The organism is Flavobacterium aquidurense (assembly GCF_001404985.1).
Taxonomy (GTDB): domain Bacteria; phylum Bacteroidota; class Bacteroidia; order Flavobacteriales; family Flavobacteriaceae; genus Flavobacterium; species Flavobacterium aquidurense_B.
This window is the reverse complement of sequence record NZ_JRLF01000007.1, coordinates 202,880-228,439: the sequence shown is the minus strand read 5'-3', so window position 1 is coordinate 228,439 and position 25,560 is coordinate 202,880. Positions and strand designations below refer to the sequence as shown.

Genomic DNA, 25,560 nt, shown 5'->3' with positions numbered 1-25,560 from the left:
AAGAAAACTATTTTACTCAATCGAGAGCCTTGTCATGATTGGGTAATGATCTGAATTTTCGAAATCAGGAAAGCTTTCAAATTGCTTTACTTTCATTTTACTGTCAGTAAAGATATAATCAATTCTGGCAGGATAATATTTGAATTTATAAGTTGCTCCAAAACCTTCTCCTGCTTCTTCAAAAGCATCTTTTTGTTTTCCTTTTATGCTTCGGTATACATACGAAAACGGACTATTATTCATGTCTCCACAAATAATAAACGGGGTTGTACATTTTTTAATATTTTCTTTAAAGATTTCGGCTTGTTCTTGCTGTTGCCTGAATCCTTTGCTTATTCTGGTATAAATAAGCTGTGATTTTTCCTGATTTACATTATCAATATTATTCGAAATATCACTTACATCAGGCGAAATCTTGATCGACTGCAAGTGCATATTATAAACCCTGATTACATCTTTACCACGCTTTATATCTGCATAGATTACATTATTATCAGAATTTGGAAAAATAATATTGCCTTCAAATATAATAGGAAACTTAGAAAAAATAGCCTGTCCGGTTTTAATCTGATTTCCTTCAATAAAAATATAACGATGAGGATATACTTTTAAGTCGATATGAGCTGAGTTTGAGTATTCCTGAATACAGAGAATATCTGGATCTTTTTCGTCGATAAAAGCTTTTATATTAGATGGGATATCGTCACGGTCCAGCCATTTAAAAACATTGAAAAGACGTACATTATAACTCATTATAGAAAAGTCTTTTTCGTCTTTGATATATTCCTTTGCAGAGAATTTATAAAATTTACTAATAAATGTAATTCCGGTGAGCAAAACCAAACCAGATAATATAAGACGTTTTTTAAACTGAATTGCCCAATATACAAAGAATAATCCATTAAGCACAAAAAAGATAGGCATAAACAGCGTAAGCACCGATAAAAGCGGAAAACTTTTAGGTGCCAAAAATGGTAAAATATAAATACTAAAAGTTACTACAGTCAGCACTATATTCAAAAAGAACATTATTTTATTAAACCACGAAAGGTTTTTCATATTTTTATGCTAAAAGGATTATTTTCCAGCTTTAAATAAAAACTCTTTTTCTTCTTTTGTCAAACAATCGTAACCAGACTGGCTAATCTTGTCTAAAATTTCATCAATTTGTTGTTGCGTTTTATCTTTCGTAACAATTCTCGATGCAACTCTTTCAGTAGGTTTTTTGTAATTTTTATGAACTTTTGTGAATGGGGTCGTAGGGGATTTTCTAAAAAGATTTGTAAAAAAATCTAATGTTTTTGAAATGATTTTACTTAAATCTGTACCGTTTTGAAGGAGCTTAATAAAAATAAAACCAAAAAGTGCTCCGGCCAAATGCGAAATATGACCGCCGGTATTGTCCAGACGGAACTGCATTAAATCCAGAACTAAAATTACTGCGGTAATATGCCAAAGCTTAACATTACCAATAAGCAATAAACGCACATTCATTAAAGGCTGATACGTTGTTACTGCAACCAGAATTGCCATAATAGCAGCAGATGCGCCAACAATAGATCCTGCAATGTTTGAAAAATAAAAACTCAAAGCAAAGGTAACACCTGAGAAAATTGCGCCCAGAATGTACAATCCTAAATATTGTTTTTGAGTAAAAAAGGTCAGGAACAGATTGCTTGCAAAGTTCAAAACCATCATATTAAATAGTAAATGCAAGAATGACGCATGAAAAAAGGCGTACGTAAGGAATGTCCAGGGTTTAAATAAAAACACATTAGGATCTGATGATAAAGCTATCCAATTGGGATATACAAAACCACCACCTGAATATTGATAGAAGAATACTAAAGAAATCAGGAAACATGCGATATTCCAATAAATAACACGCATTGCTACACCGCCCAATCTATATTGTAGTTTTAAATCGTCAAGAATATTCATAAAATCTCTTTTTGGTTTTTATTTGCGATATTAAAGTTAAAAATTAATTCCAACGATTATTATTAAACTGATTCTTTTTCCAGTACCACATAATTAAAAATCCAAATAAAGCACCGCCAATGTGGGCATAATGCGCTATTCCAGATTCAATGCCCATAAATGAACTTCCAAAAATACCAAAGAAACCATCAAACAAAAGCATATAAACAGGAACAAAATATTTTGCTTTTATAGGAATTGGTATAAACATAATTCCCAGTTCAGCATTTGGAAACATAAAAGTAAACGCAATTAGCAATCCATAAACAGCACCAGATGCACCTATTACAGTTCCTAAATAAGCTTCGGTAAAATGTTTAAATTCAGAAACAGTTAATATTTGCTGCCATCTTGTATCAATTTTACCTTCATTCAATAAACTAAGAATATCCGTTTTATTAAAACCGTTTGCCAATAAAATATTTAAACTATCCTGATAAAAATAATAATTAACAGCAAAATTAACCAAGGCCGCACCTAAGCCGCATGAAATATAGAAAAACAAAAATTTCTTTCCGCCCCAAAAATGTTCCAACGTAGATCCAAAGGAATAAAGCGCAAACATATTAAAAGCAATATGAGCAAATCCTCCATGCATAAACATATGAGTAATAGGCTGCCAAAATTTAAATCCCGGGTTTTCAGGAAAAAAAAGTGCCAGATATTCATACGAAACCGGTACTAATTGAGAACCGATAAAGAAAATGATATTTATTATCAATAATTGTTTTACTACGGGAGTTATTTTCATCATAAGGCAAACTTTTTATCTATATCTTCAACACGCATCGTGATGAAAGTAGGTTTTTGAAAAGGTGAAATATTTGGATCTTTACAAGCAAACAAACCGTTTACTAAATTATCTTGTTCTTTTTCGGTTAAATAAGATCCAGTTTTAACCGCTAAACTTTTGGCCATAGATTTCGCAATTGTATCATTCTGACTGTAACTGCTTGCCGGAATTCCGTCTTGCAAATCACTTAATAATTGCTCTATTACCATCGAAACTTCACTTTCGGTAATATTTACCGGAATTCCTGAAATTACGATATGATCTGTTTGAGCCTGTTCAAAAACAAAACCTGTCGTTTCTAATGATGGTTTTAATTCTTCGATCAATGTCATTTCATCAGAAGAATAAAACAAATTCAAAGGAAACAACAATTGCTGACTTGAAGCTTGATTTACAGTCATATTCAACAAAAATTGTTCGTATAAAATACGCTGGTGTGCCCGTTGCTGATCAACGATTACCATTCCGGATTTTATTGGTGAAACAATGTATTTTTTATGAATTTGATAAGTACCCTGACTTGCTTGCTCTATCTCATTATCATTAAATAGTGACGAAGTAACTTCTTCATTTTCGAATGTAAAAGGGGAACTTTCTATAGTATCAGTTTCTAAGCCCACATATAAACTTTCCCAACTTGCTGTTGGTTCTACTCTTTTATTATATCCGGAATATGAATTTGAACCAGAACCAGATCCTGAACTAAAACCAGAACCCGATCCGGATCCTGAACCTGCTTTAGAATAATGCTGATTGGTTTTATCATCTGTAAAAGGATTAAAAGTTCCGTCGACCTGAATGGTAGGCGTTTCAGCTTCTAAATCTTTATAATGATATGGCGTATCTAAATTAGCGTCACGATCAAAATCAAGAACCGGAGCCACATTAAATTGTCCTAAACTATGTTTTATCGAGGCTCTTAAAATAGCATATAATGCTTGTTCATCGTCAAACTTAATTTCTGTTTTAGTAGGATGAATGTTGATATCGATCGTATTGGGCGGAACTTGCAAATACAAGAAATAACTAGGCTGTGAGCCATCTTTCAAAAGTCCGTCATAAGCTGCCATTACTGCATGATGCAGATAACCGCTTTTTATGAAACGATCATTTACAAAAAAGAATTGTTCTCCCCTGCTCTTCTTGGCAAATTCAGGTTTGCAGACAAAACCCTGAACATTTATAATCTCTGTATCTTCGTTAACCGGAACTAATTTTTCATTTGTTTTACCGGACATAATCCCAACAATGCGCTGGCGATATCCTGCGGCAGGCAAATTATACATTTCGCTTCCGTTATGATAAAACGTAAAATGAATGTTGGGGTGTGCCAGGGCAACACGTTGAAATTCATCCATAACATGACGAAATTCGACTGTATCAGATTTCAAGAAATTACGACGTGCCGGAATATTAAAAAATAAATTTTTAACGGCAAATGAAGTTCCTTTTGGTAAAACTGCCACTTCCTGCGAAACAAATTTACTTCCTTCAATTATAATATGTGTTCCCAGTTCGTCCTGATCCTGCTTTGTTTTCATTTCCATATGAGCAATTGCCGCGATAGAAGCAAGTGCTTCACCACGAAATCCTTTTGTACATAATGAAAATAAATCTTCTGCCTGACGGATCTTAGAAGTCGCGTGACGTTCAAAACACAATCGCGCATCTGTAACATTCATTCCTGAACCATTATCGATAACCTGAACCAATGATTTTCCGGCATCTTTAATAATCAACTTAATATCAGTTGCTTTAGCATCAACAGCATTTTCTAACAGCTCTTTTACAACTGAAGCAGGTCTTTGAACTACCTCTCCAGCGGCAATTTGGTTAGCAACATGATCAGGAAGTAATTGAATAATACTGGACATTAAGAAATTATGATTTAAGAGTTTATTGTTTAATTCTGTTTAACGTATTGTAAAAATCTCAGATTGATACTGTTAATTTTTTTCTGGTTTTTTAAACCAAGGTCTACAAATTTAATGAATTTCCATGTGGTTTTAGATCTTCATTAGTCATAAAAAAAACAAAAAAACCTATACTATTTTTACACAGTATAGGTTTTAGTATTTTTAAAACAATTGTGTTTTATTCTTTCTCTATTTTTATAGGAGTTTCTTCTATTTGGATTGCTCCAGAAGACAACAAAGGCTGATTAAATGGGTGCGACATTGAAGCTTGTTGGCGGATATAAGCCATTTTTATTGCTGCTATTGCTGCTTCGGTTCCTTTGTTTCCGTGAATTCCTCCACTTCTGTCAATGGACTGTTGAATGTTATTATCTGTTAGTACGCAAAAAATAACCGGAATATCAGTTTGAACATTCAAATCTTTAATTCCCTGTGTTACGCCTTCGCAAACAAAATCAAAATGTTTGGTTTGTCCCTGAATTACACATCCAATAACAATTACCGCATCTACATTTTGCGTTTGCAACATTTTTTTTGCGCCATAGATCAGCTCAAAACTTCCCGGAACATTCCAGCGAATAATTTGTTGAGCAGGAACATCACAATCCGTCAAAGCATCAAAAGCTCCATTGTAAAGTCCTTCAGTTATAGTTTCATTCCACTCAGAAACAACAATCCCAAATCGAAAGTCTTTCGCATTTGGGATCGTGTTTTTATCGTATTCTGATAAGTTTTTATTTTCGGTAGCCATCTTTATATTTTAGATTTTAATTTCTCAAATACAAATCTACAATCTTAAATCTTAAATCTAAAATTATTATTGCGCTAATCCAATTAATACATCAACAGAAGCAGCTTCAGGAGTTGTATCGTAGTTTTCTTTAATATCTGTTAAATATTTCAACGCGTCTTCTTTTTGACCTAAAGCCAACGCAGTTTTACCAGCTTTTAATAAGAAACGAGGAGTTGTAAAATCGTTTTTGTTAGATTCAGCAGCTTTTACATAATAGTCTAAAGCTTCTTTTTGTTGGTTTTTTTGAGAATAAGCATCTCCAATTCCACCAATTGCCAAAGCATTAACGATAGCTTCTTTAGATTTAAAATTACCTAAATATTTAATTGCCTCATCAAATTTACCCGTATTCAAATATGCCATACCAGCATAATAGTTCGCTAAATTTCCTGCATCAGTTCCAGAATATTCATCAGCAATTTTTATGAATCCAAATTTACCTTCAGAACCATTCAATGCTAATTTATATAATGAATCGCTAGCTACACCATTAGTTGCTTTATCAAAATTTTGTTGTGCAACAAACATTTCACTTGCAGCTTCGTCTTGTTTAGGAGCTTCGATGAATTTTTGGTAAGCTAAATATCCAATAGTAGCAACTGCAATACCAGCAACTAAACCAATAATGATTTTTTGATTTTTAGCAACCCAATCCTCAGTTTTTGAAGCAGTTTCATCTAATTTAGAAAAAACGTCAGCTGTTGTGCTGTTTTTTCCATCAAGAATTACTTGTTGTTCTTCATTGACAACTTCTTCTTTAACTTCCTTTTCTTTTGGTGCTTTATATCCTCTTTTATTGTAAGTAGCCATTTAAAATTAATTTAGTGAACGGCAAAAATAAAATTTTTATTGAAACTAAAGCAAAAAAAAGTAAATTTATATCCATTTTAAAAAAATAATTCACTAAACGGCTCCTTCTTTCTGTTTAACAGCAAAATAAATCCCACTGAAATCAGCCGAAAGCCTAATTATTTGGATATTTTTGGTAATTTTGCACCCTCATTTTTTTGCAATTCAAAACATCATTTCTCTTTCGTTATTATTATAATTTCAGCTTTAGATTTTACAGATTCAGTTTTGACATGATTCAATTACGGTAAAAATCATTCAAATCTTTAATTTGCAGATGAAAACTTAATCAACAAAAGGAACTTTTATATTCTAAAGCACTAAATTTGTTCTTACCAGTCCCTAAAAAATGTATTTAAACAAAATTTCTTTATTCAATTATAAAAATTTCTCCGAAGTCAGTTTTGATTTTGACCACAAGATCAATTGTTTTGTAGGCAAAAACGGAATTGGCAAAACCAATGTGCTTGATGCAATTTATCATTTGGCTTACGGAAAAAGTTATTTCAATCCGTTAGCCGTACAAAATATCAAACACGGAGAAGAGTTTTTTGTAATTGATGCTGAACTGGAAAAAAACGACCGAACAGAACAAATCGTATGCAGTTTAAAAAAAGGACAAAAGAAAATCCTGAAACGAAACGGAAAAGCTTATGATAAGTTTTCAGATCATATTGGGTTTATTCCGTTAGTAATTATTTCGCCTGCTGATCGTGATTTAATTGTAGAAGGTAGCGAAACACGCCGTAAATTTATGGATAGTGTGATTTCGCAATTAGACTCCACTTATCTGCATCAGCTTATTCAATATCAAAAAGTCATTGTGCAGCGAAATGCATTATTGAAATATTTTGCTTTAAATCACACTTTCGATAATGACACCTTATCTATATATAATGAGCAGTTAAATAGTTTTGGAAAATCGATTTTCGAAAAACGAAAAGATTTCCTGGAACAATTTATACCTATATTTAATGTACATCATCAAGCCATAACAGGATCTGAAGAAACGGTACAGCTGGTTTACGAAAGTCATTTGTTCGAGAAAGACTTGTTGACACTTTTACAGGAAAATATTAATAAAGATCGCGCGCTTCATTATACAAGTGTGGGCATCCATAAAGATGATTTGTCTTTTGAGATTGATTCACATCCCATAAAAAAATTCGGATCGCAAGGGCAGCAAAAATCTTTTTTGATTGCCTTGAAATTAGCTCAGTTTGAATTCCTTAAAAAACAAAGCGGTGTAAAACCGCTCTTATTATTTGATGATATTTTTGACAAACTTGACGAAAGCCGTGTTGCTAAAATCATAGAAATGGTCAATAGCGAAACTTTTGGACAGCTTTTTATTTCAGATACACATCCTGAACGCACCGAAGCAATTGTAAAATCGACACATCAGAGTTACAAGATATTTAATTTGTAAGGAGTTTTTTTTTGCCACGAATTGCACGAATATCACTAATTCTTTGTCTAAAATAATTTAGCCACAGATTATAAGATTAAACAGATTCTGAAGTTTCGACAAGGTTTTAAAACAAAGTTACCACAATCATTGTCATCCCGAGGAACGAGGGATCTCCACAAGAAACTCGGCAATAAAAATCATCAATCTTTGTCGAGCTACTTATGGAGATCCCTCGTTCCTCGGGATGACAAAAATACGCAGACTAACCTTGAACTTTGGCAAAGCTAAGCGACTAAAAGAATTTTTTAATAATTCGCACTAATTCATGAAATTCGTGATCAACGTTTTTATTTCACTTTCTATTAAGAATTCAAAATCGAAAAATCACTACTTTAGCGATACATTTTAAAATTCAGTATCATGAAATTCCCCAAAATTTTATTCCTGCTAGTTTCAATTGCATTCTTTTCCTGCAATGAAAAAAAGTCTAATTCTTTTGAATCTATTACTCCAAAAGAATTTGCAGAAAAAATTAAAACAACTGATCATCCACAAATTTTAGACGTTCGAACTCCAGATGAATTCGAATCTGATCATATAGAAAATGCCAAAAATGTAAACTGGAATAGTGACGATTTTGAAACAAAAGCTGCAGCTTTCGACAAATCAAAACCCGTTTTTGTGTATTGCCTTAGCGGAGGAAGAAGTAAAAAAGCAGCAGCAAAACTAAATGAATTAGGGTTTACGAATGTTTACGAATTAGAGGGCGGTTTCCTGAACTGGACCGAAGAAGGATTTGGAATTCCCGCAGCAGCAGGAATGTCTATGAATGATTTTAATGATTTATTAAATTCAGATAAAAAGGTTCTTGTAGATTTTTATGCCGTTTGGTGTGGACCCTGCAAGCAAATGGAACCATTTCTTTTAACAATGCAAAAAGATATGGCAGACAAAGTAACTATTATTAGAATTGATGTTGACAAGAACAAAACACTTGCAACTCAACTAAAAATTGACCAATTACCAACAATTGTATTATACGAAAATAAAGCCGTAAAATGGAAAACAACAGGCTTTATCAGTGAAAAAGACTTAAAAAAACAACTGCAATAAAACAAAGAATATGCTAACGAAAGAATCATTGCAATTTTTAGACGATTTAAAAAAGAATAACAACAGAGATTGGTTTCAGGACAATAAAAAGCGATACGAGATTTTCAAAAAAGATTATCACCAATTGGTAAGTGATTTTCTGGACGCAATGAAACCACTTGATCCTTCATTAGAATTATTAGAGGTTAAACATTGTACATTTCGTATCAATCGCGACATACGGTTCTCAAAAGACAAATCTCCTTATAAAGCACATTTAGGCGTTTGGCTTTCATCAGGCGCAAAAGGACAAAATCGTTCCGGATATTATGTACATATCGAAAAAGGCGCCAGTTTTATTGCCGGAGGATTTTATTCTCCAGAGCCGGATCAATTAAAGAAAGTCCGCAAGGAAATTGCTTTTTTCCATGATGACTTAGAAGCTATTTTAAAAAATAAAGATTTCAAAAAAGAATTTGGAAGTTTAGATATCGATGAAAACAATTCGCTTAAAAATCCACCAAGAGGTTACGAAAAAGACCATCCTGCAATTGAGTTTTTAAAACTAAAAAGCTTCACCGCAACTCAAAAATATGACATCTCAGAAGTCACTCAAAAAGACTTTGTAGCCAAAATGAGCAAAAAACTAATCGCTTTAAAACCTTTAAACGAGTTCATTAATCGTGCTTTAGAAACAGAAGACGAATTCTAGATAAAAGTTTCGCCACAGATTAATTCAGATTAATAATCCTTAAAATCTTTTAATCTGTGGCAAAAAAAATTAAGTTTGCCGAATGAAAAGAAAGATACTTTTTCTGGGAGAATCCTACCGAGCCGATGCTATAACCTGGATGAAAGGTTTGAAAGAATTTGGAGATTTTGAAATTTGCACCTGGGAACTTCAAACACCAAATAATTCAAAACTGAATCGCTTTAAAAGGATTATAGAATATGCCTTCTCTCCTATTTCTATTCGTAAAACAATCAGGAAAGAAAAACCGGATATGATTATTGCCGAAAGAACAACAAGTTATGGTTTTCTTGCTGCAATTTCCGGTATGCATCCTATTGCTATAGCACAACAAGGCCGAACTGATTTGTGGCCCGAAGGTTCTGTTTTATTACCTTTTAAAAAAATTATTCAAAAACACGCTTTCAAAAAAGCCGATTTAATTCATGCCTGGGGTCCGGTTATGACCATTTCGATGAAAGCAATTGGCGTCGACATGAATAAAGTTTTGGTCATCCCGAAAGGAATAGATTTATCTCTTTTTTCTCCTTCAGTCAATAATTCAAACAAAATTGAAGCTATTGTAACACGGTCTTTACAACCTGAATATCGTCATGACTCTATTTTAAAAGCTTTTGCAATTTTACATCAAAAAGAAATTGATTTTTCATTGACTATTGTTGGTGACGGAACAAGATTACAATCTTTAAAAGATTTAGCCGCAGCATTACAAATAGAAAACAAAGTGATTTTTACTGGGAGAATTCCAAATACCGATCTTCCCAAATTATTGCAGCAATCAAATATTTATATCAGCATGCCAATTACCGAAGGTGTTTCGGCATCTTTATTCGAAGCAATGGCATGTAGTTGCTATCCTGTAGTTTCAGACATTCCGGGAAATCAAAGCTGGATCAAACATCGCGAAAACGGACAATTAATAGAAATTGATAATATCGAAATGCTGGCTAACGAATTGATTTGGAGTTTTGAAAATACTGAATCCCGAAATAATACTATTATTCAAAACAGGAAATTTGTCGAGGAAAACGCGAACTATGATATTAATATGAAAATTATTTCGGATAAATATCATGAGTTGCTGAACTTACATAAAAATTAAGCGCAAAGTTCGCAAAGCTTTTTTATTAATCTAAGCTTTGTGAACTTTGCGGTAAAAACTCATACTTAATATCACAGTAACATTTCTTTAATTCCAACGACTTACTATTAAATCATTTAATTTAATCTAAAAAAGATATGAATAATAGAAGAAACTGGTTAAAAAAAGTAAGTTTAGGCGCAGTAGGATTAAGTATAATCCCATTTGAAAGTTTTGCAAATTCTCCGGCAGAAGATTATATTTCTTCTAATTTAGACAAGTCTCCTATTTTATTACGCTCAAACGAAAATCCATACGGTCCTTCTCCTTTGGCACGAATTGCTATGACCAAAAGTGTAAATAACAGCAATCGTTATGGTTGGAATCTTTATCCTGAATTAATTGCGGCTATTGCTAAAAAGAATAATATTTCAGATAATAATATTTTGCTTGGTGCAGGTTCAACAGAAATTTTAGATCTGGTTCTTCAATACTCAGCTTTAAGCAAAGGCAATTTTATTATGGCTGAAACTACTTATGACTATTGGACTGATCCTTCTGAAAAATTAGGCTTAAAAAAAATTACCGTTCCGTTAACCAAAGATAAAAAACACGATTTAACAGCAATTTTAAAGGCAATTGATTCAGATACCAAAATGATTTATATCTGTAATCCTAACAATCCAACAGGAACAATATGCAAGAGAGAAAATTTAGTGTCTTTTATAAAAGAAGCCACTAAAAAAGCGCTTGTCTTTGTTGATGAAGCTTATATCGATTTTACAAAAGAACAATCATTAAGCGATCTTGTCCTTGAAAATAAAAACTTGATTATAACCAAAACTTTCTCAAAAATGTACGGTTTAGCTGGTGCACGCGTAGGTTATGCGGTTGCGAATTCTGCAACAATTAATGAAATTAGTATTTTAAAATCATCACCAAACCTGACCATCACTGTCGTTTCTACAGCTGCTGCAATCGCATCGTTAGGCGATCAAAAATTTATTCAACAGGTTTATACTGCAAACGAAGAGGTTAAAAAATATACGATTGATCAGCTTACTCAACTCAACTTAACCTGCATTCCGTCTTATTCGAACTTTGTTTATTTCTCTTTAGAAAATTACAAGAAAGATTATTTCAAACAATTAGAAGATCATAATATAATGGGCACGAGAATCTATGAAGAAAACGGAAAATGGACCAGAATTACCATTGGCACTATGAAAGAAATGGAGCAATTTATCGAAGCTATAAAATAAAAGTTCCCAAAACGGTTTATTTCTTTTTTTCACATATTTCTATTATTTTATTGTTTGTTATTTTATAGAAAATCTATTCAGATAAATTATAATCGTTACTTTTGAACTCAGAATTATCCCAATATTTCGGGACTCAAAAAGCCTTTTATTTATGGAAATCCAATCCAATTTTTCTTTAAAAAACTATAATACTTTTGGCATCGAAGCCAAAGCAAAACAATTTGTTGCCGTTCATTCAGTCGATGAATTGAAAACTATTTTGAAAGAACACAAAGACGAGAAAAAATTTATTTTAGGCGGAGGAAGCAATATGCTTTTGACCAAAGATATTGACGCTTTAGTCATTCATATTGATTTAAAAGGTAAAAAAATCATTAAGGAAGATGAGGATTTCGTTTGGGTTGAAAGCCAAGCCGGAGAAACTTGGCACGATTTCGTACTTTACACAATCGACAATAATTTTGGCGGTTTAGAGAATATGTCCCTGATTCCCGGAAATGTGGGAACAACTCCGGTTCAGAACATTGGTGCTTACGGAACTGAAATAAAAGACACTTTTGTTTCGTGTGAAGCCCTGAATATCGAAACTCAGGAAATAAAAACTTTTACTAATCCTGAATGCAATTTCGGATACAGGGAAAGCATCTTTAAAAATGAAGTAAAAGACCAATACATTATAACATCTGTAGTTTATAAACTCACCAAACGAAATCATAAAATCAATACTTCATACGGAGATATTACTGCTGAATTGGCTAAAAATAATATTACAACCCCAACTTTAAAAGATGTGAGTAATGCTGTAATCGCCATTAGACAAAGTAAATTACCAGACCCGAAAGAACTGGGAAATAGCGGGAGTTTCTTTAAGAATCCGATTTTACTGAAATCTGATTTCGAAAAAATCCACCAAGAGTTTCCTGAAATGAAATATTACGAAGTTTCAGAAACCGAAGTAAAAGTTCCTGCAGGCTGGTTAATTGAACAAGCAGGTTTTAAAGGAAAACGTTTTGGTGATGCAGGAGTTCATAAAAATCAAGCGCTGGTTTTAGTAAATTACGGAAACGCAACGGGACAGGAAATTTTAGCTGTTTCAAAAGATGTCCAAAAAACGGTTTTCGAAAAATTCGGAATTCATATTGAAGCTGAAGTTAATGTGATTTAGATTTTACGCTACACCCCGAACGAAAGGAACAGAAGAAGTAATTTCACTAATTAATTTATAGTCAGACTGAGGTAAGTCAAAGTTTTTTAAGTAATAATGAAAGAATTGGTTTCCATAAAAATCACAAACCCAGACAACGAAAAAGCTTTAGCAATTACAGAAGAATTGTCGGAAAATCTTTATCTTCGTTTTGGAAGTGATGGAAAGAATTCTTTTCAGGACTGGGAAAATGAAAATTCAAAATTTGTATTTGTTGTAGCTGAAATTAATTCTGAAATTGTAGGTTGCGGCGCCATCAGACCAATTGATGGGAATATTGGAGAAGTAAAACGGATGTATGCTAAAGTTCCTGGAAAGAAAATTGGACAAACAATTTTAGCATTTTTAGAAGATAATGCTGCTATTATTGGTTATAGTGATTTGGTTTTAGAAACACGGGTCAAAAATGAAAGCGCCGTTCAGTTTTACCAAAAACAAGGTTATAAAGTAATTCCGAATTACGGAAAATATACAGATCGACCAGAAGCTATTTGTCTGGGGAAATCTTTAAATAAAAAATTATAAAATGTATACTCCAAATTTATACAAAGACGAAGATCCGGAATCAATCAGGACTTTTTTGAAAGAAAATAGTTTTGGTATTTTAATCAATCAAACTCATGGAAAATTATGTGCGACACATATTCCGATAGAACTTGAAGTTAATGCTGACGGAAAGGAGATTTTGCAAGGGCATATTTCAAAACTGAATCCACAGGCAGAAGGTTTTGCAGAAAACGATCAGGTATTAGCTGTGTTTTCCGGCCCTCATAGTTATATATCATCTTCATGGTATGATCATGAAAATGTACCAACCTGGAATTATATAGCCGTACATGTTTATGGCCGAATTAAAATTGTCGATGAAGAAACATCAATAGAGCAACTTAAAAAATTGGTTGATAAATACGAAGCCACATCTGAGAATCCGGTCCGTGTCGAGAATTTATCAACCAAGACAATGCGTGAAGCGAGAGGGATTTTTGGTTTTGAAATCGAAATCGATGAGATTCAGGCAACCAAAAAACTATCTCAAAACCGTGATGATCATAATTATAAAAACATAATTTCTGAATTAGAAAAAACCGAAAACCCTCAGGCTATTGCTGTTGCAAAAGAAATGTCGAAATGCCGAAAGTAAATTGGGTTTAGCCATTGAAATCTAGGAATTCATAAGTACATTTGCACTCGCAAGATTCAGAAATTAAAAGACATTAAAACAGATGCTTATAACTTTATTTTACTTCTTTATTGCTATTGTTTTTATCCAGGTTTTCTACTACTTAGGAATTTTTGGAAAATTTGCTTTTGGTAAACCACAAGAGATTACATCAAAAAAACTTCCTGTTTCAGTAATTGTGTGTGCCAAAAATGAAGAAGAAAACGTTAAAAAGTTCATTCCGCTTTTAGCAGAGCAAGACTATCCTGACTTCGAAATTGTTTTAATCGATGATGCTTCAAGCGACGAAACCTTAGAAGTTTTTGAGCAATTTGAGCAACAATATCCTAATATCAGATTGGTAAAAGTACAGAACAATGAAGCCTTTTGGGGTAATAAAAAATATGCTTTAACCTTAGGAATCAAAGCCTCTAAAAAAGAATATTTACTTTTTACAGATGCTGATTGTTATCCAACATCAAAAGAATGGATCACCGCAATGACTTCACAATTTACCATGAATAAAACAATTGTTTTAGGATATGGCGGTTATGAAAAAATTGAGCGTTCTTTATTGAATAAGATTATTCGTTTTGAAACTGTTTTAACAGCTGTACAATATTTTTCATGGGCAAAATTAGGGCTTCCATATATGGGAGTTGGTCGAAATTTAGCCTATAAAAAAGAAGAGTTTTTTAATGTTAATGGTTTTATTGAACATATTCAGATTCGTTCCGGTGATGATGATTTATTCATAAACCAGGCAGCAAATAAAAGTAATACCACTATATCATACGCACCTGAAAGTTTTACTTATTCTAAACCAAAAGAGACTTACGGAGAATGGTTTACCCAAAAAAGAAGACACATTTCTACTGCAGAATATTATAAATTTTTCGACAAAATGCAATTGGGTCTTTTTTTCATTTCACAATTATTTTTCTTTATCTTAGTTATAGTCTTATTAGCTTTCCAATTTCAATGGATTGCAGTACTGGCAATTTTAGCAACACGCTATACTGTAGCATGGACTGTAATTGGATTTTCAGCTGGGAAATTAAAAGAAAATGACCTTAAAGTATGGTTTCCTATCATAGAAATCATGCTTATATTTACGCAAATTAATATCTTTATAACTAATATCTTTTCAAAACCTGTATATTGGAAATAAATTCTAAAATAGAAAAAGCAAAAAAGGGCGATCAAATCGCCTTTACTTTTTTATTAGATTATTTCTGGAATGAAGTGTACGGCTTTATGCTAAAGCGTACTGAAAATGAAACTACTGCCGAAGATATCACTATTGAAACCTTCTCAAAAGCTTTTGACAAAATTGCCTCCTACAATCCTGAATTTCAATTCAATACATGGTTAATTGCTATTGCAAAAAATGTTTATATTGATTTGCTTCGTAAAAAGAAAACCAATCTTTTTATTGAAATCACTGATACTGAAGACCAACAGGCATACAATATTGCCGATACTACTCCATCTGCTGAAGATGCTTTGATTAAAGAACAAAACCTTTCGCGATTACTTCTCTGCATTAAAGAATTAAAACCACATTATCAGGAAGTAATTCAATTTCGTTATTTTCAGGAAATGACTTATCAGGAAATTGCCGTTAAAATTAACGAGCCTTTAAGCAATGTAAAAGTAAAATTACTTCGAGCTAAAAAATTATTAGCAGAAATCATCGAACGTAATAGATAATTTATTATCTTTAGATAAAGAATAACATTTTGTTCACTTTATTCTTAAAAAAGTAAATTATTCACACATTAAAACTGCAATATTTCTTTTTGCAGCTAAACCCAAAAAAAACTTATTGCTTATGATTTAACGTTACTTAACCTTAAAATCCATAAATCATGTCTAAATCAAGTATCTACGAAGCAAGCTGGACCAATCTTGTTTTCGAAAACAAAAACAAAGAGTACGGCGCGTATCAATTACGCCAGGAAAATTCAAAAACCACTATTACGGCTCTATTTATGGGTTTGCTATTGTTAGCAGCTTTGGGAAGTGTATCAGTATTAATTAACAAATTCAGGAGTTCTCAGGTAGAAATAATACCAACAGATCCTGGTCCAATGATCGTAACACCTTATGAGGTACATCCGATTATTCCAAAAACAGAAGAAAAAGTTCTTCCTCAGCAACAAAGTGCAGCCGCAGCGCCATCTACCAGTACACAATTGACAAATCCAATTATTACTGCACCAGAACAAGCGACTCCCGAAATTGCAACTAACGCAAACAACGTTACCGGTGTAGAAAATCCTACAGGAACTGGGACTGCTTTAAATGCAACACCAACAACTGGAGGCGGAGGCGGAGAAGCTGTTGTACCTGTTATAACTAATGATCCTGTAAATCCGGCAATTTTAGACAAACTGCCAGAATTTCCGGGAGGAATGGCTAAGTTTTACACTTTTGTAGGCAACAACTTCAACAGACCGGAACTTGATGCAGAGAAAACCTTAAAAGTTTATGTTTCGTTTGTAGTCGAAAGAGATGGTTCACTTACTGATATCATGGTAAAAAACGATCCGGGTTACGGAATTGGGAAAGAAGCTATAAGAGTTCTAAAATCACTAAAAACAAAATGGATTCCCGGAGTTTTAAACGGGCAAGCAGTTCGAACTGCGTATAACCTTCCAATTACAATAAAAACGGAAGCAGAATAACAAAAACAGAAAAGCAGAACTTAAGTTCTGCTTTTTTTTGCTTTAAAAAAACCATTGAGAGATTAAGAAAAATTAGGTTTTAGCCTAATTTTTCTTAATCTCTTAATGATAGAAAATCAATATTATTTTTAATTTTAATTACTTTTACAATACCTAAGAGGTAAATTCAAATCTATTAAAATTAAACACTAAAAAATGGGAATATTTTCAGCTATTCTTGGCAACGCCGGTTCAGTAAGTCAGGAAGATTTAATTAAAAAATACGGTCAGCTTTTAACTGATAACGAAGAAATCGAAATGGGCTTTAAACTAATTCGCGATACTTTTATTTTTACAAACAAAAGATTAATTCTGGTTGATGTACAAGGGATAACAGGAAGCAAAACAGAATATAAATCTATTGCTTACAAAAGTATTACTCGTTTTAGCGTAGAAACAGCAGGAACTTTTGATCTTGATGCCGAATTAAAAATTTGGGTTTCAAGCGAATTACAACCAAGTATTGTAAAGCAATTCAACAAATCTGTAAACGTATATGATGTACAAAAAGTACTGGCTTTTCACGTTTTAGGTTAATCTTTAAATAAAAAACCCGACAAATTCATTAGAGAAAATTGTCGGGTTTTATTTTTGTATCAGAAACTACTATTTCTTTTTAGTTGTTGTTTTTTTCGTAGTAGTTTTCTTCGTAGTAGTTTTTGTTGCTGCTGGTGCTGTATTTACAATTTTCTGTTGCACATATGGCTTATACAAACCATCTTTTTCAGCTCTTTTCTTAGCGTCTTCAGCTCTTTGTTTTGAATCCGGGTGCGAACTCATCATCTGATCGATAAATGAAGCTTCTGCCCCTTCGCTCATTTTAGCCAAAATTCTAAAGGCAGATTCTTCGGCGTTTACATTATATCCGTTCTTTTTCAGGAAATCGTATGAAAACAAATCCGCTTCGGCTTCTTGTTTACGGCTAAATTTACTATCGATTATTGCACTTCCTATTTTCCCTAACTGACTATCGGTAACACTGGCAATAGTGGCTGATTGTGAAGCTGCTCCTTCTAGTAAAGCTTCTTTTCTATAAGCCGCTTTAATTGCATCCTGAGAATCATGATTAGCAACGTGACCAATTTCGTGACCAATTACTGCAAGCAATTCATTATCATCCATAATATCCATTAATCCTGAATATACACGAACACTTCCGTCAGCAGTAGCAAAAGCATTCACTTCTTTTAATTTATAAACTTTATAGTTTAAAGTATATCCATCTCCGGCAGTATATTTCCCAAATACCCTGTTAAGTCTTAAAGTATAAGGATCACTTGCAGCTGCAACTTCATGTTCAGCATCCATTTTATCTACTGCAGCTTTAGACAAAGCCGCCGCATCTGCATTACTGAAAGTAAAACCAGATACTCCTTTTTGAACAGCTCCAAGGGCTTTTTCGCCAAAATTAATCTGTGCATTCATTTTAGTAAAACCAAAAGCGGTAAACAAAACTCCCAGTACTATAAATTTCTTTTTCATGTTTTTTATTTATTACAATTTAATAGCAAATGTATTACAATGTTTAGGTATTTCTATTTTAATTAAATTCATTTTCTAACAAATAAAGATATAAATATTAAACGAGTAAAAATCAGAGTTCTGATATAATTATTATTCTTATTCAAAATAACAAACAAAAACCTCGCTTTTTTACTCTCATAATAATTTAAAAACAAAAATTTAACATGGTAATAATAGTATTATCAAAATAGCTTTTCACAAACTATTGCAGATCAATACCAAATTAAATCTTAAACGAATCTACAAATAAACTACATTCCTTATCTTTGTGCTTTGAATATTGATATATGGAAACAGTCATTGAAAATGTCCCACTAGGAAAACCTAAATGGTTAAAAGTCAAACTTCCAATTGGGCAAAAATATACTGAACTTCGCGGTTTAGTCGATAAATATAGCTTAAACACCATTTGTACCTCGGGAAGTTGTCCTAATATGGGTGAATGTTGGGGCGAAGGAACAGCAACTTTCATGATTTTAGGAAACGTTTGTACGCGTTCTTGTGGATTTTGCGGTGTAAAAACCGGAAGACCTGAAACGGTAGATTGGGACGAACCTGAAAAAGTAGCCCGTTCTATAAAAATCATGAACATCAAACACGCTGTAATTACAAGTGTAGACAGAGATGATTTAAAAGACGGAGGTTCTATTATATGGATTGAAACTGTAAAAGCAATTCGAAGAATGAACCCAAATACTACTCTGGAAACTTTAATTCCTGATTTTCAAGGAATAGAAAGAAATCTGGACCGTATTGTAGAAGCAAATCCTGAAGTAGTATCTCACAATGTTGAAACGGTACGTCGTTTGACTCGTGAAGTGCGTATCCAGGCAAAATACGATCGCAGTTTAGAAGTTTTGCGTTACCTGAAAGAAAAAGGAATCAACAGAACTAAATCAGGTATTATGTTGGGCCTTGGAGAAACTGAAGAAGAAGTTTTTCAGACGATGACAGATTTACGCAATGCAAATGTAGATGTTGTTACTATTGGTCAATACCTGCAGCCAAGTAAAAAACACTTACCTGTTAAAGAATTTATTACCCCGGACCAATTTGCACGATACGAGAAATTTGGTCTTGAATTAGGTTTCCGTCACGTAGAAAGCGGACCGTTAGTTCGTTCTTCATACAAAGCACAAAAACATATTTTATAAAAAAGTTTAATCGTTTATTCGTTTAGTTGTTCAATCGATTAAACGAATAGACAATTAACCGAATAAACCTAAAGATTGAAAACAAGAATTGCTATTAATGGTTTTGGAAGAATTGGTAGAAATTTATTCCGTTTACTTTTAAACCATCCTGAAATTGAAGTCGTTGCCATTAACGATATTGCCGATAACAAAACTATGGCTCATTTGATAAAATACGACAGTATTCATGGTGTTTTACCTTTTGTCGTTAGTCATGACGAAGAAGGCATAATTGTCAATGAAAAACATTATTTGTTTTTTCACGAAAAAAAGATTTCAAACCTGGATTGGAAAAGCCATAATATTGATTTTGTAGTAGAATCTACAGGAAAATATAAAACCCATGAAGAATTAAATGCTCATCTTGAAGCAGGAGCAAAAAAAGTGATTCTTTCTGCCCCATCAGAAGTTGATACCATTAAGACTGTAGTTTTAGGTGTTAATGAAAATATTCTGGACGGAACTGAAAACATCATTTCTAATGCAAGCTGTACAACAAATAATGCTGCCCCGATGATAAAAATCATCGATGAATTATGTGGAATTGAGCAAGCTTACATTACAACTATACATTCTTACACAACAGATCAAAGTCTTCATGACCAGCCACATAAGGATTTACGCCGTGCAAGAGGCGCAAGTCAGTCAATTGTTCCAACAACTACAGGTGCAGCTAAGGCATTAACAAAAATTTTTCCTAAATTGCATGAGAAAATCGGTGGTTGCGGAATTCGAGTTCCCGTTCCCGATGGTTCATTGACAGATATTACGTTTAATGTAAAACGTGCTGTTACAATAGAAGAAATAAATAAAGCATTTCAAGAAGCCTCAAAAACAAATTTAAAAGGAATATTAGATTACACAGAAGATCCAATTGTTTCTGTTGATGTAATTGGCAATACACATTCATGTTTATTTGACGCGCAGCTAACTTCCGTTATTGATAAAATGGTAAAAGTTGTGGGTTGGTATGACAATGAAATTGGCTATTCATCAAGATTAATTGATTTGATTTTGCTTGTAAGAAAAACATAAGATTCATTGTAAAAGCATTGCAAATACATGAAACAACTCTTTTTTATTGTTTTTTGTTTTTTTTATTCATTTTTGTATTCTCAAACCAAAAAGAATACAGATAGCGTTTTCTATTATAACAAGCTAATAAACAATAATCTGGGCAATAAAAAATATAAAGAAGCAGTTTTTTATACTAAAAAGTCCATAGATTTTTGCGAGACAAATCACAAACCTGAAGGCTTGACCAATCAAACTTTCAAGCTTGGAAAAATTTATTACAAACAGCATAAATATGATGAAGCATTAAAAAGCTTTCACAAAAGTGTTGCTTCATTTGATCGTGTAAAACCAACTTGTACCAAAGTTTTAGCACTGCATTATATAGGTACTGTCAATACCGCAAAAGGCAATTATGAAACTGCTGAACTGTATTACAAAAAAGCAGATGACCTTTTAAATCAATTAAAAATTGCTGATAATGCAGAAATTTTAAGCTATCAGAAAGCGATGGCCTTAAAAGCAAACAAAAATTTACCTCTTGCTGCAAAAACGCTTCAGGAAATTACTAAAAAACCTGATAACCCGCATATCTTTAAAACAAAAGCAGATTCTTATTACCAGCTTGGTTTAATCGAAACTCAGCTTAAAAGAAATGATTCGGCTATAATTTATCTGGACAACGCTTTAGACTACAACTCAAAAAGCAATGATTTGGTAAAAAAATCAAAAATCATTTTAGCGATAAGCCAATATTATAAACAGAATAAAAATTTTGATCTCGCCTATTCTTATTTAGACGAACACTATCAGTTAGAAAATTATATCCTGAAATTAAAAAATGCCAAATTTGATCTTAATGAATTCGAAAAGTTCAAAAAAAATCAATCTTTAAACAATACTATTAAACGGGAAAGTGAAGAAAAAATTCAGTTAAAAACGTATCGTTACTCTAAATTGGTTAGTATTTTAGCCATCGCACTTATCTCTATTTTATCACTTTTGAGTTTAGCGCTGTATAAAAACAATATTATTCGAAATCAGAATAATTTACTTTTAAGAGAGAAAAATAAAGAACTTATCCTGGCCAAAAATAAAGCAGAAAAAGCATCTAAAGCCAGATCAGAGTTTTTATCAACCGTGAGTCATGAACTCAGGACGCCATTAAACGCGATTAACGGAATCACACATTTACTTCTGGAAGATCATCCTAAAAAGACACAACTTAAGTATTTAGAATCTTTAAAATTTTCAGGAAACTATCTCACGACATTTATCAATGAAATTCTTGAAATTAATAAAATCGATTCGACAAAAGTCGAAATAGAAAACATTAGCTTCAACTTAAAAGAGTTACTATTTAATATTCAAACTTCTCTAAAAGAATTAGCAACTGCCAATAAAAATTATTTTAATCTTGAAATAGACAATACAATCCCCGATAATTTAATTGGCGATCCTACTAAAATATCTCAGATTATTTTAAACCTGATTAACAACGCATTAAAATTTACTCAAAACGGAAATGTGGATGTAATTGCAAAACTGTATGCTAAACAAGAAGACTATGCAACCGTATATTTCGAAATTGTAGATACGGGAATTGGTATTCCTGAAGACAAACTGCAAACTGTCTTTGAAAGCTTCTCACAAGGTTCTATTGAAGTCAACAGAAAATATGGCGGAACCGGCTTAGGGCTTACAATTGTAAAAAAACTGATCGAACTTTTAGGAGGCGAAATAAAATTAAAAAGTGAAGTAGGCAAAGGTTCTACTTTTACCTTTAAACTGAATTTTAAGATTAACCAAGAACCTTTAGTAATAGTCGAAGAGACAAAACCTTACAACGACAAGCAATTAAAACACAAATCTATTTTATTGATTGAAGACAATAAGATCAATCAGATGATTACCCGTAAAATGCTTGAAAACAAAGCTATTACATGCGAGATTATCGATAACGGAGAAGATGCTATTGATCTTTTAAAAATAAAGCGTTTTGATATGATTCTAATGGATGTGCACTTACCTGGAATCAATGGAACAACGGCTACAAAATTAATCAGGGAATTTGACAAAACGACTCCAATTATTGCTTTAACAGCTATTTCCCTCGACGAAAACAGAGACATGCTTTTATCTTTTGGAATGAATGATGTAATTACAAAACCATTTGTACCAGATGAATTTTATAGCATAATTGCTAAGTTTTTTGATTAGTTCTTTTTGAGTTGCTATCCACAAGCTTCGGGACTAAGTCACAAAGATTCTGAGTTTAACTTAACATACTCTAAAATAGTAGCGTCAAAATTTTGCTGATGGTTAATGAATGTACTCTTTATAGGCAAATAATACAATTGCGAAGCTAATTTAGAATCTTTTAAACGCACATAATCTTTCTCTGTTGTAATGATTTTTTTGTTCTGCGACTTCTTCTGAATTGAGTCCAAATCTGTTTCGGAGAAATTATGATGATCCGGGAAAGTCATACATTCGTCATTTTCATTTTTTAAATAATCAAAAAATGGCGTTGGTTTTGCAATTCCTGCCAAAAGTAATTTTGATTCCTGTTTAATTTGATTTACAGCAATTTTTTCATTTTCTCCATAAATGTAATCGTCATAATCTATAAAAGTAAAATAGATTTGTTGTGAACAAGTCAGTTTCAATTTCAAACGAATTTTTGCCTGATCTTCATCAGACAAATTCTTAGGACATTTTGTAATTATAATAATATTTGCCCTGTTGGCTCCGCTTCTGCTTTCGCGAAGATTTCCGGTTGGCAGCATATAATCATCTGCATATAAATCATCGTATGAACTCAACAAAATATAAAAACCTGCTTTTACTTTACGGTGTTGATAAGCATCATCTAACAAAATAACTTGTGGCTTTTCATTCTGCGAAAGTAATTGTGTTATTCCGTTTGTTCTATCAGCATCTACCGCTACCTGAATATTTGGGAATTTTTGGTAAAACTGAAACGGTTCATCGCCTAAAATTTCGGCATTCGAACTTTCACTTGCCAAAACAAATCCTTCAGATTTTCGTTTATAACCGCGACTTAAAGTTGCTACCTGATAACGATCAGATAACAAACGAATAAGATATTCTATTTGAGGAGTTTTCCCTGTTCCGCCTACGCTTAAATTTCCAACTGCAATAACCGGAATATTAAAAGATGTTGATTTCAGAATTCCTTTATCAAAAAGAAAATTCCTGATTGAAGTAATGATTCCGTATAAGATGGCAAACGGAAAAAGTATTTTTCGAAGTAATTTCATAGATTTATTTTATGCCTAAACTTCCCCATATATCATTAGGATCTAGCGTTGTAGTCTCGCCATTTTTAATATTTTCTTCTGCTTTTTTAACTTTTTTAATAAATTCAGAGCTGTAAATACTTGGCTCTTCATTAACCTATCCACATGTTGGTTCAACGATTTCAATACCTTCAACACCTTTAAAAAAAGCTTCAAACATCGCCATAAATGCTTTTCCTGTCTTCGTTTGCTCGTTAACTTTTATTGTAGTCATGACTTATGATTTAGAATTACAAATATACGAAATACATATCATTAGTCTAGATAATTCAAATGAGACAGTTGCTTCTTTAAACTAAAAAAGTATATTATTTTTCGTTAATTTGTTTCAAATTTAAAGTTTCAAATTACAATGTAAAACCTGAAACTTGAAACCTGAAACAAAAGAATAATGAAAATCAAAGAAATATTAGCAGTCCTGGAAGAAATGGCACCTTTGGCTTACGCCGAAGATTTTGACAATGTTGGTCTTTTAGTCGGAAATGTAGAAACCGAAAGTAATGGTGTCTTAGTTTGTCACGATGCTTTAGAAAATGTAATCGATGAAGCTATTGCTAAAAACTGTAATCTGATAGTTTGTTTTCACCCGATTTTATTCTCCGGAATTAAAAAAATTACGGGCAAAAATTATGTAGAGCGCGCCATTCTGAAAGCTATCAAAAATGATATTGCTATTTATGCTGTTCACACTGCTTTAGACAATCATTCAGCTGGCGTTAATAAAATATTTTGTGATGCCTTAGGTTTAGCAAATACCAAGGTTTTGATTCCGAAACAAGGTTTTATCCAGAAACTAGTTACTTATACCACTCCGGATAATTCCGAGAAAGTTCGAAACGCAATGTTTCAGGCTGGAGCAGGAACTATTGGTAATTATGACAATTGTAGTTTTAATACCGAAGGTTTTTTTACTTTTCAGGGAAACGAAGACAGTAATCCTGTCATTGGAGAAAGAGGAAAATTACATACTGGAACCGAAATAAAAATTGAAGTTATCTTTGAAAAACATTTACAATCCCGAATTTTAAAAGCTCTTTTCTCGAATCATATCTATGAAGAAGTCGCTTATGAAATTTACGATTTAAAAAATGCTCACCAAAATATTGGCTTAGGAATGATTGGTGAATTTGAAACAGAAATGAATGAAAAAGATTTTCTGTTTTTTGTAAAAGATAAAATGATTGCCGACGGAATTCGTCATTCTGCTTTTACAGGAAAAAAAATAAAGAAAGTTGCCGTTTTGGGCGGATCTGGAAGTTTTGCCATAAAAAATGCAATTATGGCTGGAGCCGATGCTTTTTTGACTGCCGATTTAAAATACCATCAGTTTTATGAAGCTGAAAACCGACTACTTTTAGCCGATATTGGTCATTTTGAGAGCGAACGCTATACAAAAAACTATATTGTTGATTATCTTCGAAAAAAAATCCTTAATTTTGCCATCATTTTATCAGAAGAAAATACAAATCCAGTTAAGTACTTATAG

The 25,560-nt window shown here is 32.6% G+C and carries 25 protein-coding genes; 16 read left to right on the top strand and 9 right to left on the bottom strand.

Translation table 11 applies throughout. From position 1 onward, the window contains the following. Positions 1-12: 12 nt before the first annotated feature. The 6 genes from RC62_RS05360 to RC62_RS05335 form a co-directional block, all read right to left on the bottom strand. Positions 13-1,059 carry an endonuclease/exonuclease/phosphatase family protein gene (locus tag RC62_RS05360; protein WP_055093345.1) on the bottom strand — a complete coding sequence of 349 codons (1,047 nt, stop codon included), beginning with the start codon at positions 1,057-1,059 and terminating at the stop codon, positions 13-15. 18 nt (positions 1,060-1,077) lie between these two features. Then, positions 1,078-1,941 carry a rhomboid family intramembrane serine protease gene (locus RC62_RS05355; RefSeq protein ID WP_055093343.1) on the bottom strand — a complete coding sequence of 288 codons (864 nt, stop codon included), beginning with the start codon at positions 1,939-1,941 and terminating at the stop codon, positions 1,078-1,080. Between the two features lie 43 nt (positions 1,942-1,984). Beyond that, complete coding sequence (locus RC62_RS05350; RefSeq protein ID WP_055093341.1) at positions 1,985-2,734, bottom strand: rhomboid family intramembrane serine protease; 750 nt, start codon at positions 2,732-2,734, stop codon at positions 1,985-1,987. Further along, positions 2,731-4,647 (bottom strand): DNA mismatch repair endonuclease MutL, encoded by a 1,917-nt coding sequence (gene mutL, locus RC62_RS05345; protein ID WP_055093339.1) that lies wholly within the window; start codon positions 4,645-4,647, stop codon positions 2,731-2,733. Before mutL ends, RC62_RS05350 begins: the two co-directional genes overlap by 4 nt. A 220-nt stretch (positions 4,648-4,867) precedes the next feature. Continuing rightward, positions 4,868-5,440, bottom strand: coding sequence for a 6,7-dimethyl-8-ribityllumazine synthase (gene ribH / locus RC62_RS05340; protein ID WP_055093337.1), 573 nt, complete (start codon positions 5,438-5,440; stop codon positions 4,868-4,870). A 66-nt stretch (positions 5,441-5,506) separates the two neighbouring features. Next, complete coding sequence (locus RC62_RS05335) at positions 5,507-6,292, bottom strand: tetratricopeptide repeat protein (protein WP_055093335.1); 786 nt, start codon at positions 6,290-6,292, stop codon at positions 5,507-5,509. 388 nt (positions 6,293-6,680) lie between these two features. Between RC62_RS05335 and recF the strand changes: the two genes are divergently transcribed. From recF to RC62_RS05275, 12 genes are all read left to right on the top strand, one after another. Then, positions 6,681-7,760, top strand: a complete 1,080-nt coding sequence (recF, locus tag RC62_RS05330) for a DNA replication/repair protein RecF (protein WP_055093334.1) — start codon at positions 6,681-6,683, stop codon at positions 7,758-7,760. 402 nt (positions 7,761-8,162) lie between these two features. Next, entirely contained in the window at positions 8,163-8,855 is a 693-nt protein-coding gene (locus RC62_RS05325) for a thioredoxin domain-containing protein (RefSeq protein WP_055093332.1), read from the top strand. 10 nt (positions 8,856-8,865) lie between these two features. Then, a complete protein-coding gene (locus RC62_RS05320; protein ID WP_055093330.1) occupies positions 8,866-9,546 on the top strand; it encodes a DUF2461 domain-containing protein in 681 nt (226 codons plus the stop codon). 82 nt (positions 9,547-9,628) lie between these two features. Further along, positions 9,629-10,687, top strand: coding sequence for a glycosyltransferase (locus RC62_RS05315; protein ID WP_055093328.1), 1,059 nt, complete (start codon positions 9,629-9,631; stop codon positions 10,685-10,687). A 137-nt stretch (positions 10,688-10,824) separates the two neighbouring features. Beyond that, on the top strand, positions 10,825-11,928 hold the full coding sequence (locus RC62_RS05310; RefSeq protein ID WP_055093326.1) for a pyridoxal phosphate-dependent aminotransferase: 1,104 nt from the start codon (positions 10,825-10,827) through the stop codon (positions 11,926-11,928). Positions 11,929-12,079: 151 nt separating this feature from the next. Next, a complete protein-coding gene (gene murB / locus RC62_RS05305) occupies positions 12,080-13,093 on the top strand; it encodes a UDP-N-acetylmuramate dehydrogenase (RefSeq protein ID WP_055093325.1) in 1,014 nt (337 codons plus the stop codon). A 96-nt stretch (positions 13,094-13,189) separates the two neighbouring features. Next, complete coding sequence (locus tag RC62_RS05300; RefSeq protein WP_055093323.1) at positions 13,190-13,657, top strand: GNAT family N-acetyltransferase; 468 nt, start codon at positions 13,190-13,192, stop codon at positions 13,655-13,657. 1 nt (position 13,658) lies between these two features. Further along, positions 13,659-14,273, top strand: coding sequence for an FMN-binding negative transcriptional regulator (locus RC62_RS05295; RefSeq protein ID WP_055093321.1), 615 nt, complete (start codon positions 13,659-13,661; stop codon positions 14,271-14,273). An 82-nt stretch (positions 14,274-14,355) separates the two neighbouring features. Continuing rightward, positions 14,356-15,462 carry a glycosyltransferase gene (locus tag RC62_RS05290; RefSeq protein ID WP_055093319.1) on the top strand — a complete coding sequence of 369 codons (1,107 nt, stop codon included), beginning with the start codon at positions 14,356-14,358 and terminating at the stop codon, positions 15,460-15,462. Beyond that, positions 15,453-16,004 carry an RNA polymerase sigma factor gene (locus tag RC62_RS05285; protein WP_055093317.1) on the top strand — a complete coding sequence of 184 codons (552 nt, stop codon included), beginning with the start codon at positions 15,453-15,455 and terminating at the stop codon, positions 16,002-16,004. Before RC62_RS05290 ends, RC62_RS05285 begins: the two co-directional genes overlap by 10 nt. Before the next feature lie 158 nt (positions 16,005-16,162). Then, a complete protein-coding gene (locus RC62_RS05280) occupies positions 16,163-16,981 on the top strand; it encodes an energy transducer TonB (RefSeq protein WP_055093315.1) in 819 nt (272 codons plus the stop codon). 195 nt (positions 16,982-17,176) lie between these two features. After that, positions 17,177-17,557 (top strand): PH domain-containing protein, encoded by a 381-nt coding sequence (locus RC62_RS05275; RefSeq protein ID WP_055093313.1) that lies wholly within the window; start codon positions 17,177-17,179, stop codon positions 17,555-17,557. A gap of 69 nt (positions 17,558-17,626) precedes the next feature. On the opposite strand, the gene RC62_RS05270 is transcribed toward RC62_RS05275, so the two are convergent. After that, the gene (locus tag RC62_RS05270) at positions 17,627-18,502 is read right to left on the bottom strand and encodes a M48 family metalloprotease (RefSeq protein ID WP_055093311.1); all 876 of its coding nucleotides are present in this window, start codon (positions 18,500-18,502) and stop codon (positions 17,627-17,629) included. 329 nt (positions 18,503-18,831) lie between these two features. Between RC62_RS05270 and lipA the strand changes: the two genes are divergently transcribed. The 3 genes from lipA to RC62_RS05255 all read left to right on the top strand — a co-directional run bounded on the left by lipA (position 18,832) and on the right by RC62_RS05255 (position 22,971). Further along, entirely contained in the window at positions 18,832-19,698 is an 867-nt protein-coding gene (gene lipA, locus RC62_RS05265) for a lipoyl synthase (protein WP_055093309.1), read from the top strand. Positions 19,699-19,773: 75 nt separating this feature from the next. Beyond that, positions 19,774-20,772, top strand: a complete 999-nt coding sequence (gap, locus tag RC62_RS05260; protein WP_055093307.1) for a type I glyceraldehyde-3-phosphate dehydrogenase — start codon at positions 19,774-19,776, stop codon at positions 20,770-20,772. 27 nt (positions 20,773-20,799) lie between these two features. Beyond that, positions 20,800-22,971 (top strand): ATP-binding protein, encoded by a 2,172-nt coding sequence (locus RC62_RS05255; protein WP_055093305.1) that lies wholly within the window; start codon positions 20,800-20,802, stop codon positions 22,969-22,971. Positions 22,972-23,009: 38 nt separating this feature from the next. Here the strand turns inward: RC62_RS05255 and lpxK are convergent, their stop codons facing one another. Together lpxK and RC62_RS23245 are read right to left on the bottom strand one after the other, a co-directional pair. Further along, the gene (gene lpxK, locus RC62_RS05250) at positions 23,010-24,035 is read right to left on the bottom strand and encodes a tetraacyldisaccharide 4'-kinase (protein ID WP_055093303.1); all 1,026 of its coding nucleotides are present in this window, start codon (positions 24,033-24,035) and stop codon (positions 23,010-23,012) included. A 4-nt stretch (positions 24,036-24,039) separates the two neighbouring features. Further along, a complete protein-coding gene (locus RC62_RS23245) occupies positions 24,040-24,153 on the bottom strand; it encodes a DUF2683 family protein (RefSeq protein WP_410501011.1) in 114 nt (37 codons plus the stop codon). A gap of 312 nt (positions 24,154-24,465) precedes the next feature. Here RC62_RS23245 and RC62_RS05245 point away from each other — a divergent pair, with 312 nt between their 5' ends. Then, positions 24,466-25,560: a Nif3-like dinuclear metal center hexameric protein gene (locus RC62_RS05245; protein ID WP_055093300.1), complete on the top strand. Its 1,095-nt coding sequence runs from the start codon at positions 24,466-24,468 to the stop codon at positions 25,558-25,560.

Excerpts from the sequence above, each read along its gene's own strand:
- RC62_RS05360 (WP_055093345.1), bottom strand. The coding sequence starts at position 1,059 with ATGAAAAACCTTTCGTGGTTTAATAAAATAATGTTCTTTTTGAATATA.
- RC62_RS05355 (WP_055093343.1), bottom strand. The coding sequence starts at position 1,941 with ATGAATATTCTTGACGATTTAAAACTACAATATAGATTGGGCGGTGTA.
- RC62_RS05350 (WP_055093341.1), bottom strand. The coding sequence starts at position 2,734 with ATGATGAAAATAACTCCCGTAGTAAAACAATTATTGATAATAAATATC.
- mutL (WP_055093339.1), bottom strand. The coding sequence starts at position 4,647 with ATGTCCAGTATTATTCAATTACTTCCTGATCATGTTGCTAACCAAATT.
- ribH (WP_055093337.1), bottom strand. The coding sequence starts at position 5,440 with ATGGCTACCGAAAATAAAAACTTATCAGAATACGATAAAAACACGATC.
- RC62_RS05335 (WP_055093335.1), bottom strand. The coding sequence starts at position 6,292 with ATGGCTACTTACAATAAAAGAGGATATAAAGCACCAAAAGAAAAGGAA.
- recF (WP_055093334.1), top strand. The coding sequence starts at position 6,681 with ATGTATTTAAACAAAATTTCTTTATTCAATTATAAAAATTTCTCCGAA.
- RC62_RS05325 (WP_055093332.1), top strand. The coding sequence starts at position 8,163 with ATGAAATTCCCCAAAATTTTATTCCTGCTAGTTTCAATTGCATTCTTT.
- RC62_RS05320 (WP_055093330.1), top strand. The coding sequence starts at position 8,866 with ATGCTAACGAAAGAATCATTGCAATTTTTAGACGATTTAAAAAAGAAT.
- RC62_RS05315 (WP_055093328.1), top strand. The coding sequence starts at position 9,629 with ATGAAAAGAAAGATACTTTTTCTGGGAGAATCCTACCGAGCCGATGCT.
- RC62_RS05310 (WP_055093326.1), top strand. The coding sequence starts at position 10,825 with ATGAATAATAGAAGAAACTGGTTAAAAAAAGTAAGTTTAGGCGCAGTA.
- murB (WP_055093325.1), top strand. The coding sequence starts at position 12,080 with ATGGAAATCCAATCCAATTTTTCTTTAAAAAACTATAATACTTTTGGC.
- RC62_RS05300 (WP_055093323.1), top strand. The coding sequence starts at position 13,190 with ATGAAAGAATTGGTTTCCATAAAAATCACAAACCCAGACAACGAAAAA.
- RC62_RS05295 (WP_055093321.1), top strand. The coding sequence starts at position 13,659 with ATGTATACTCCAAATTTATACAAAGACGAAGATCCGGAATCAATCAGG.
- RC62_RS05290 (WP_055093319.1), top strand. The coding sequence starts at position 14,356 with ATGCTTATAACTTTATTTTACTTCTTTATTGCTATTGTTTTTATCCAG.
- RC62_RS05280 (WP_055093315.1), top strand. The coding sequence starts at position 16,163 with ATGTCTAAATCAAGTATCTACGAAGCAAGCTGGACCAATCTTGTTTTC.
- RC62_RS05275 (WP_055093313.1), top strand. The coding sequence starts at position 17,177 with ATGGGAATATTTTCAGCTATTCTTGGCAACGCCGGTTCAGTAAGTCAG.
- RC62_RS05270 (WP_055093311.1), bottom strand. The coding sequence starts at position 18,502 with ATGAAAAAGAAATTTATAGTACTGGGAGTTTTGTTTACCGCTTTTGGT.
- lipA (WP_055093309.1), top strand. The coding sequence starts at position 18,832 with ATGGAAACAGTCATTGAAAATGTCCCACTAGGAAAACCTAAATGGTTA.
- RC62_RS05255 (WP_055093305.1), top strand. The coding sequence starts at position 20,800 with ATGAAACAACTCTTTTTTATTGTTTTTTGTTTTTTTTATTCATTTTTG.
- lpxK (WP_055093303.1), bottom strand. The coding sequence starts at position 24,035 with ATGAAATTACTTCGAAAAATACTTTTTCCGTTTGCCATCTTATACGGA.
- RC62_RS05245 (WP_055093300.1), top strand. The coding sequence starts at position 24,466 with ATGAAAATCAAAGAAATATTAGCAGTCCTGGAAGAAATGGCACCTTTG.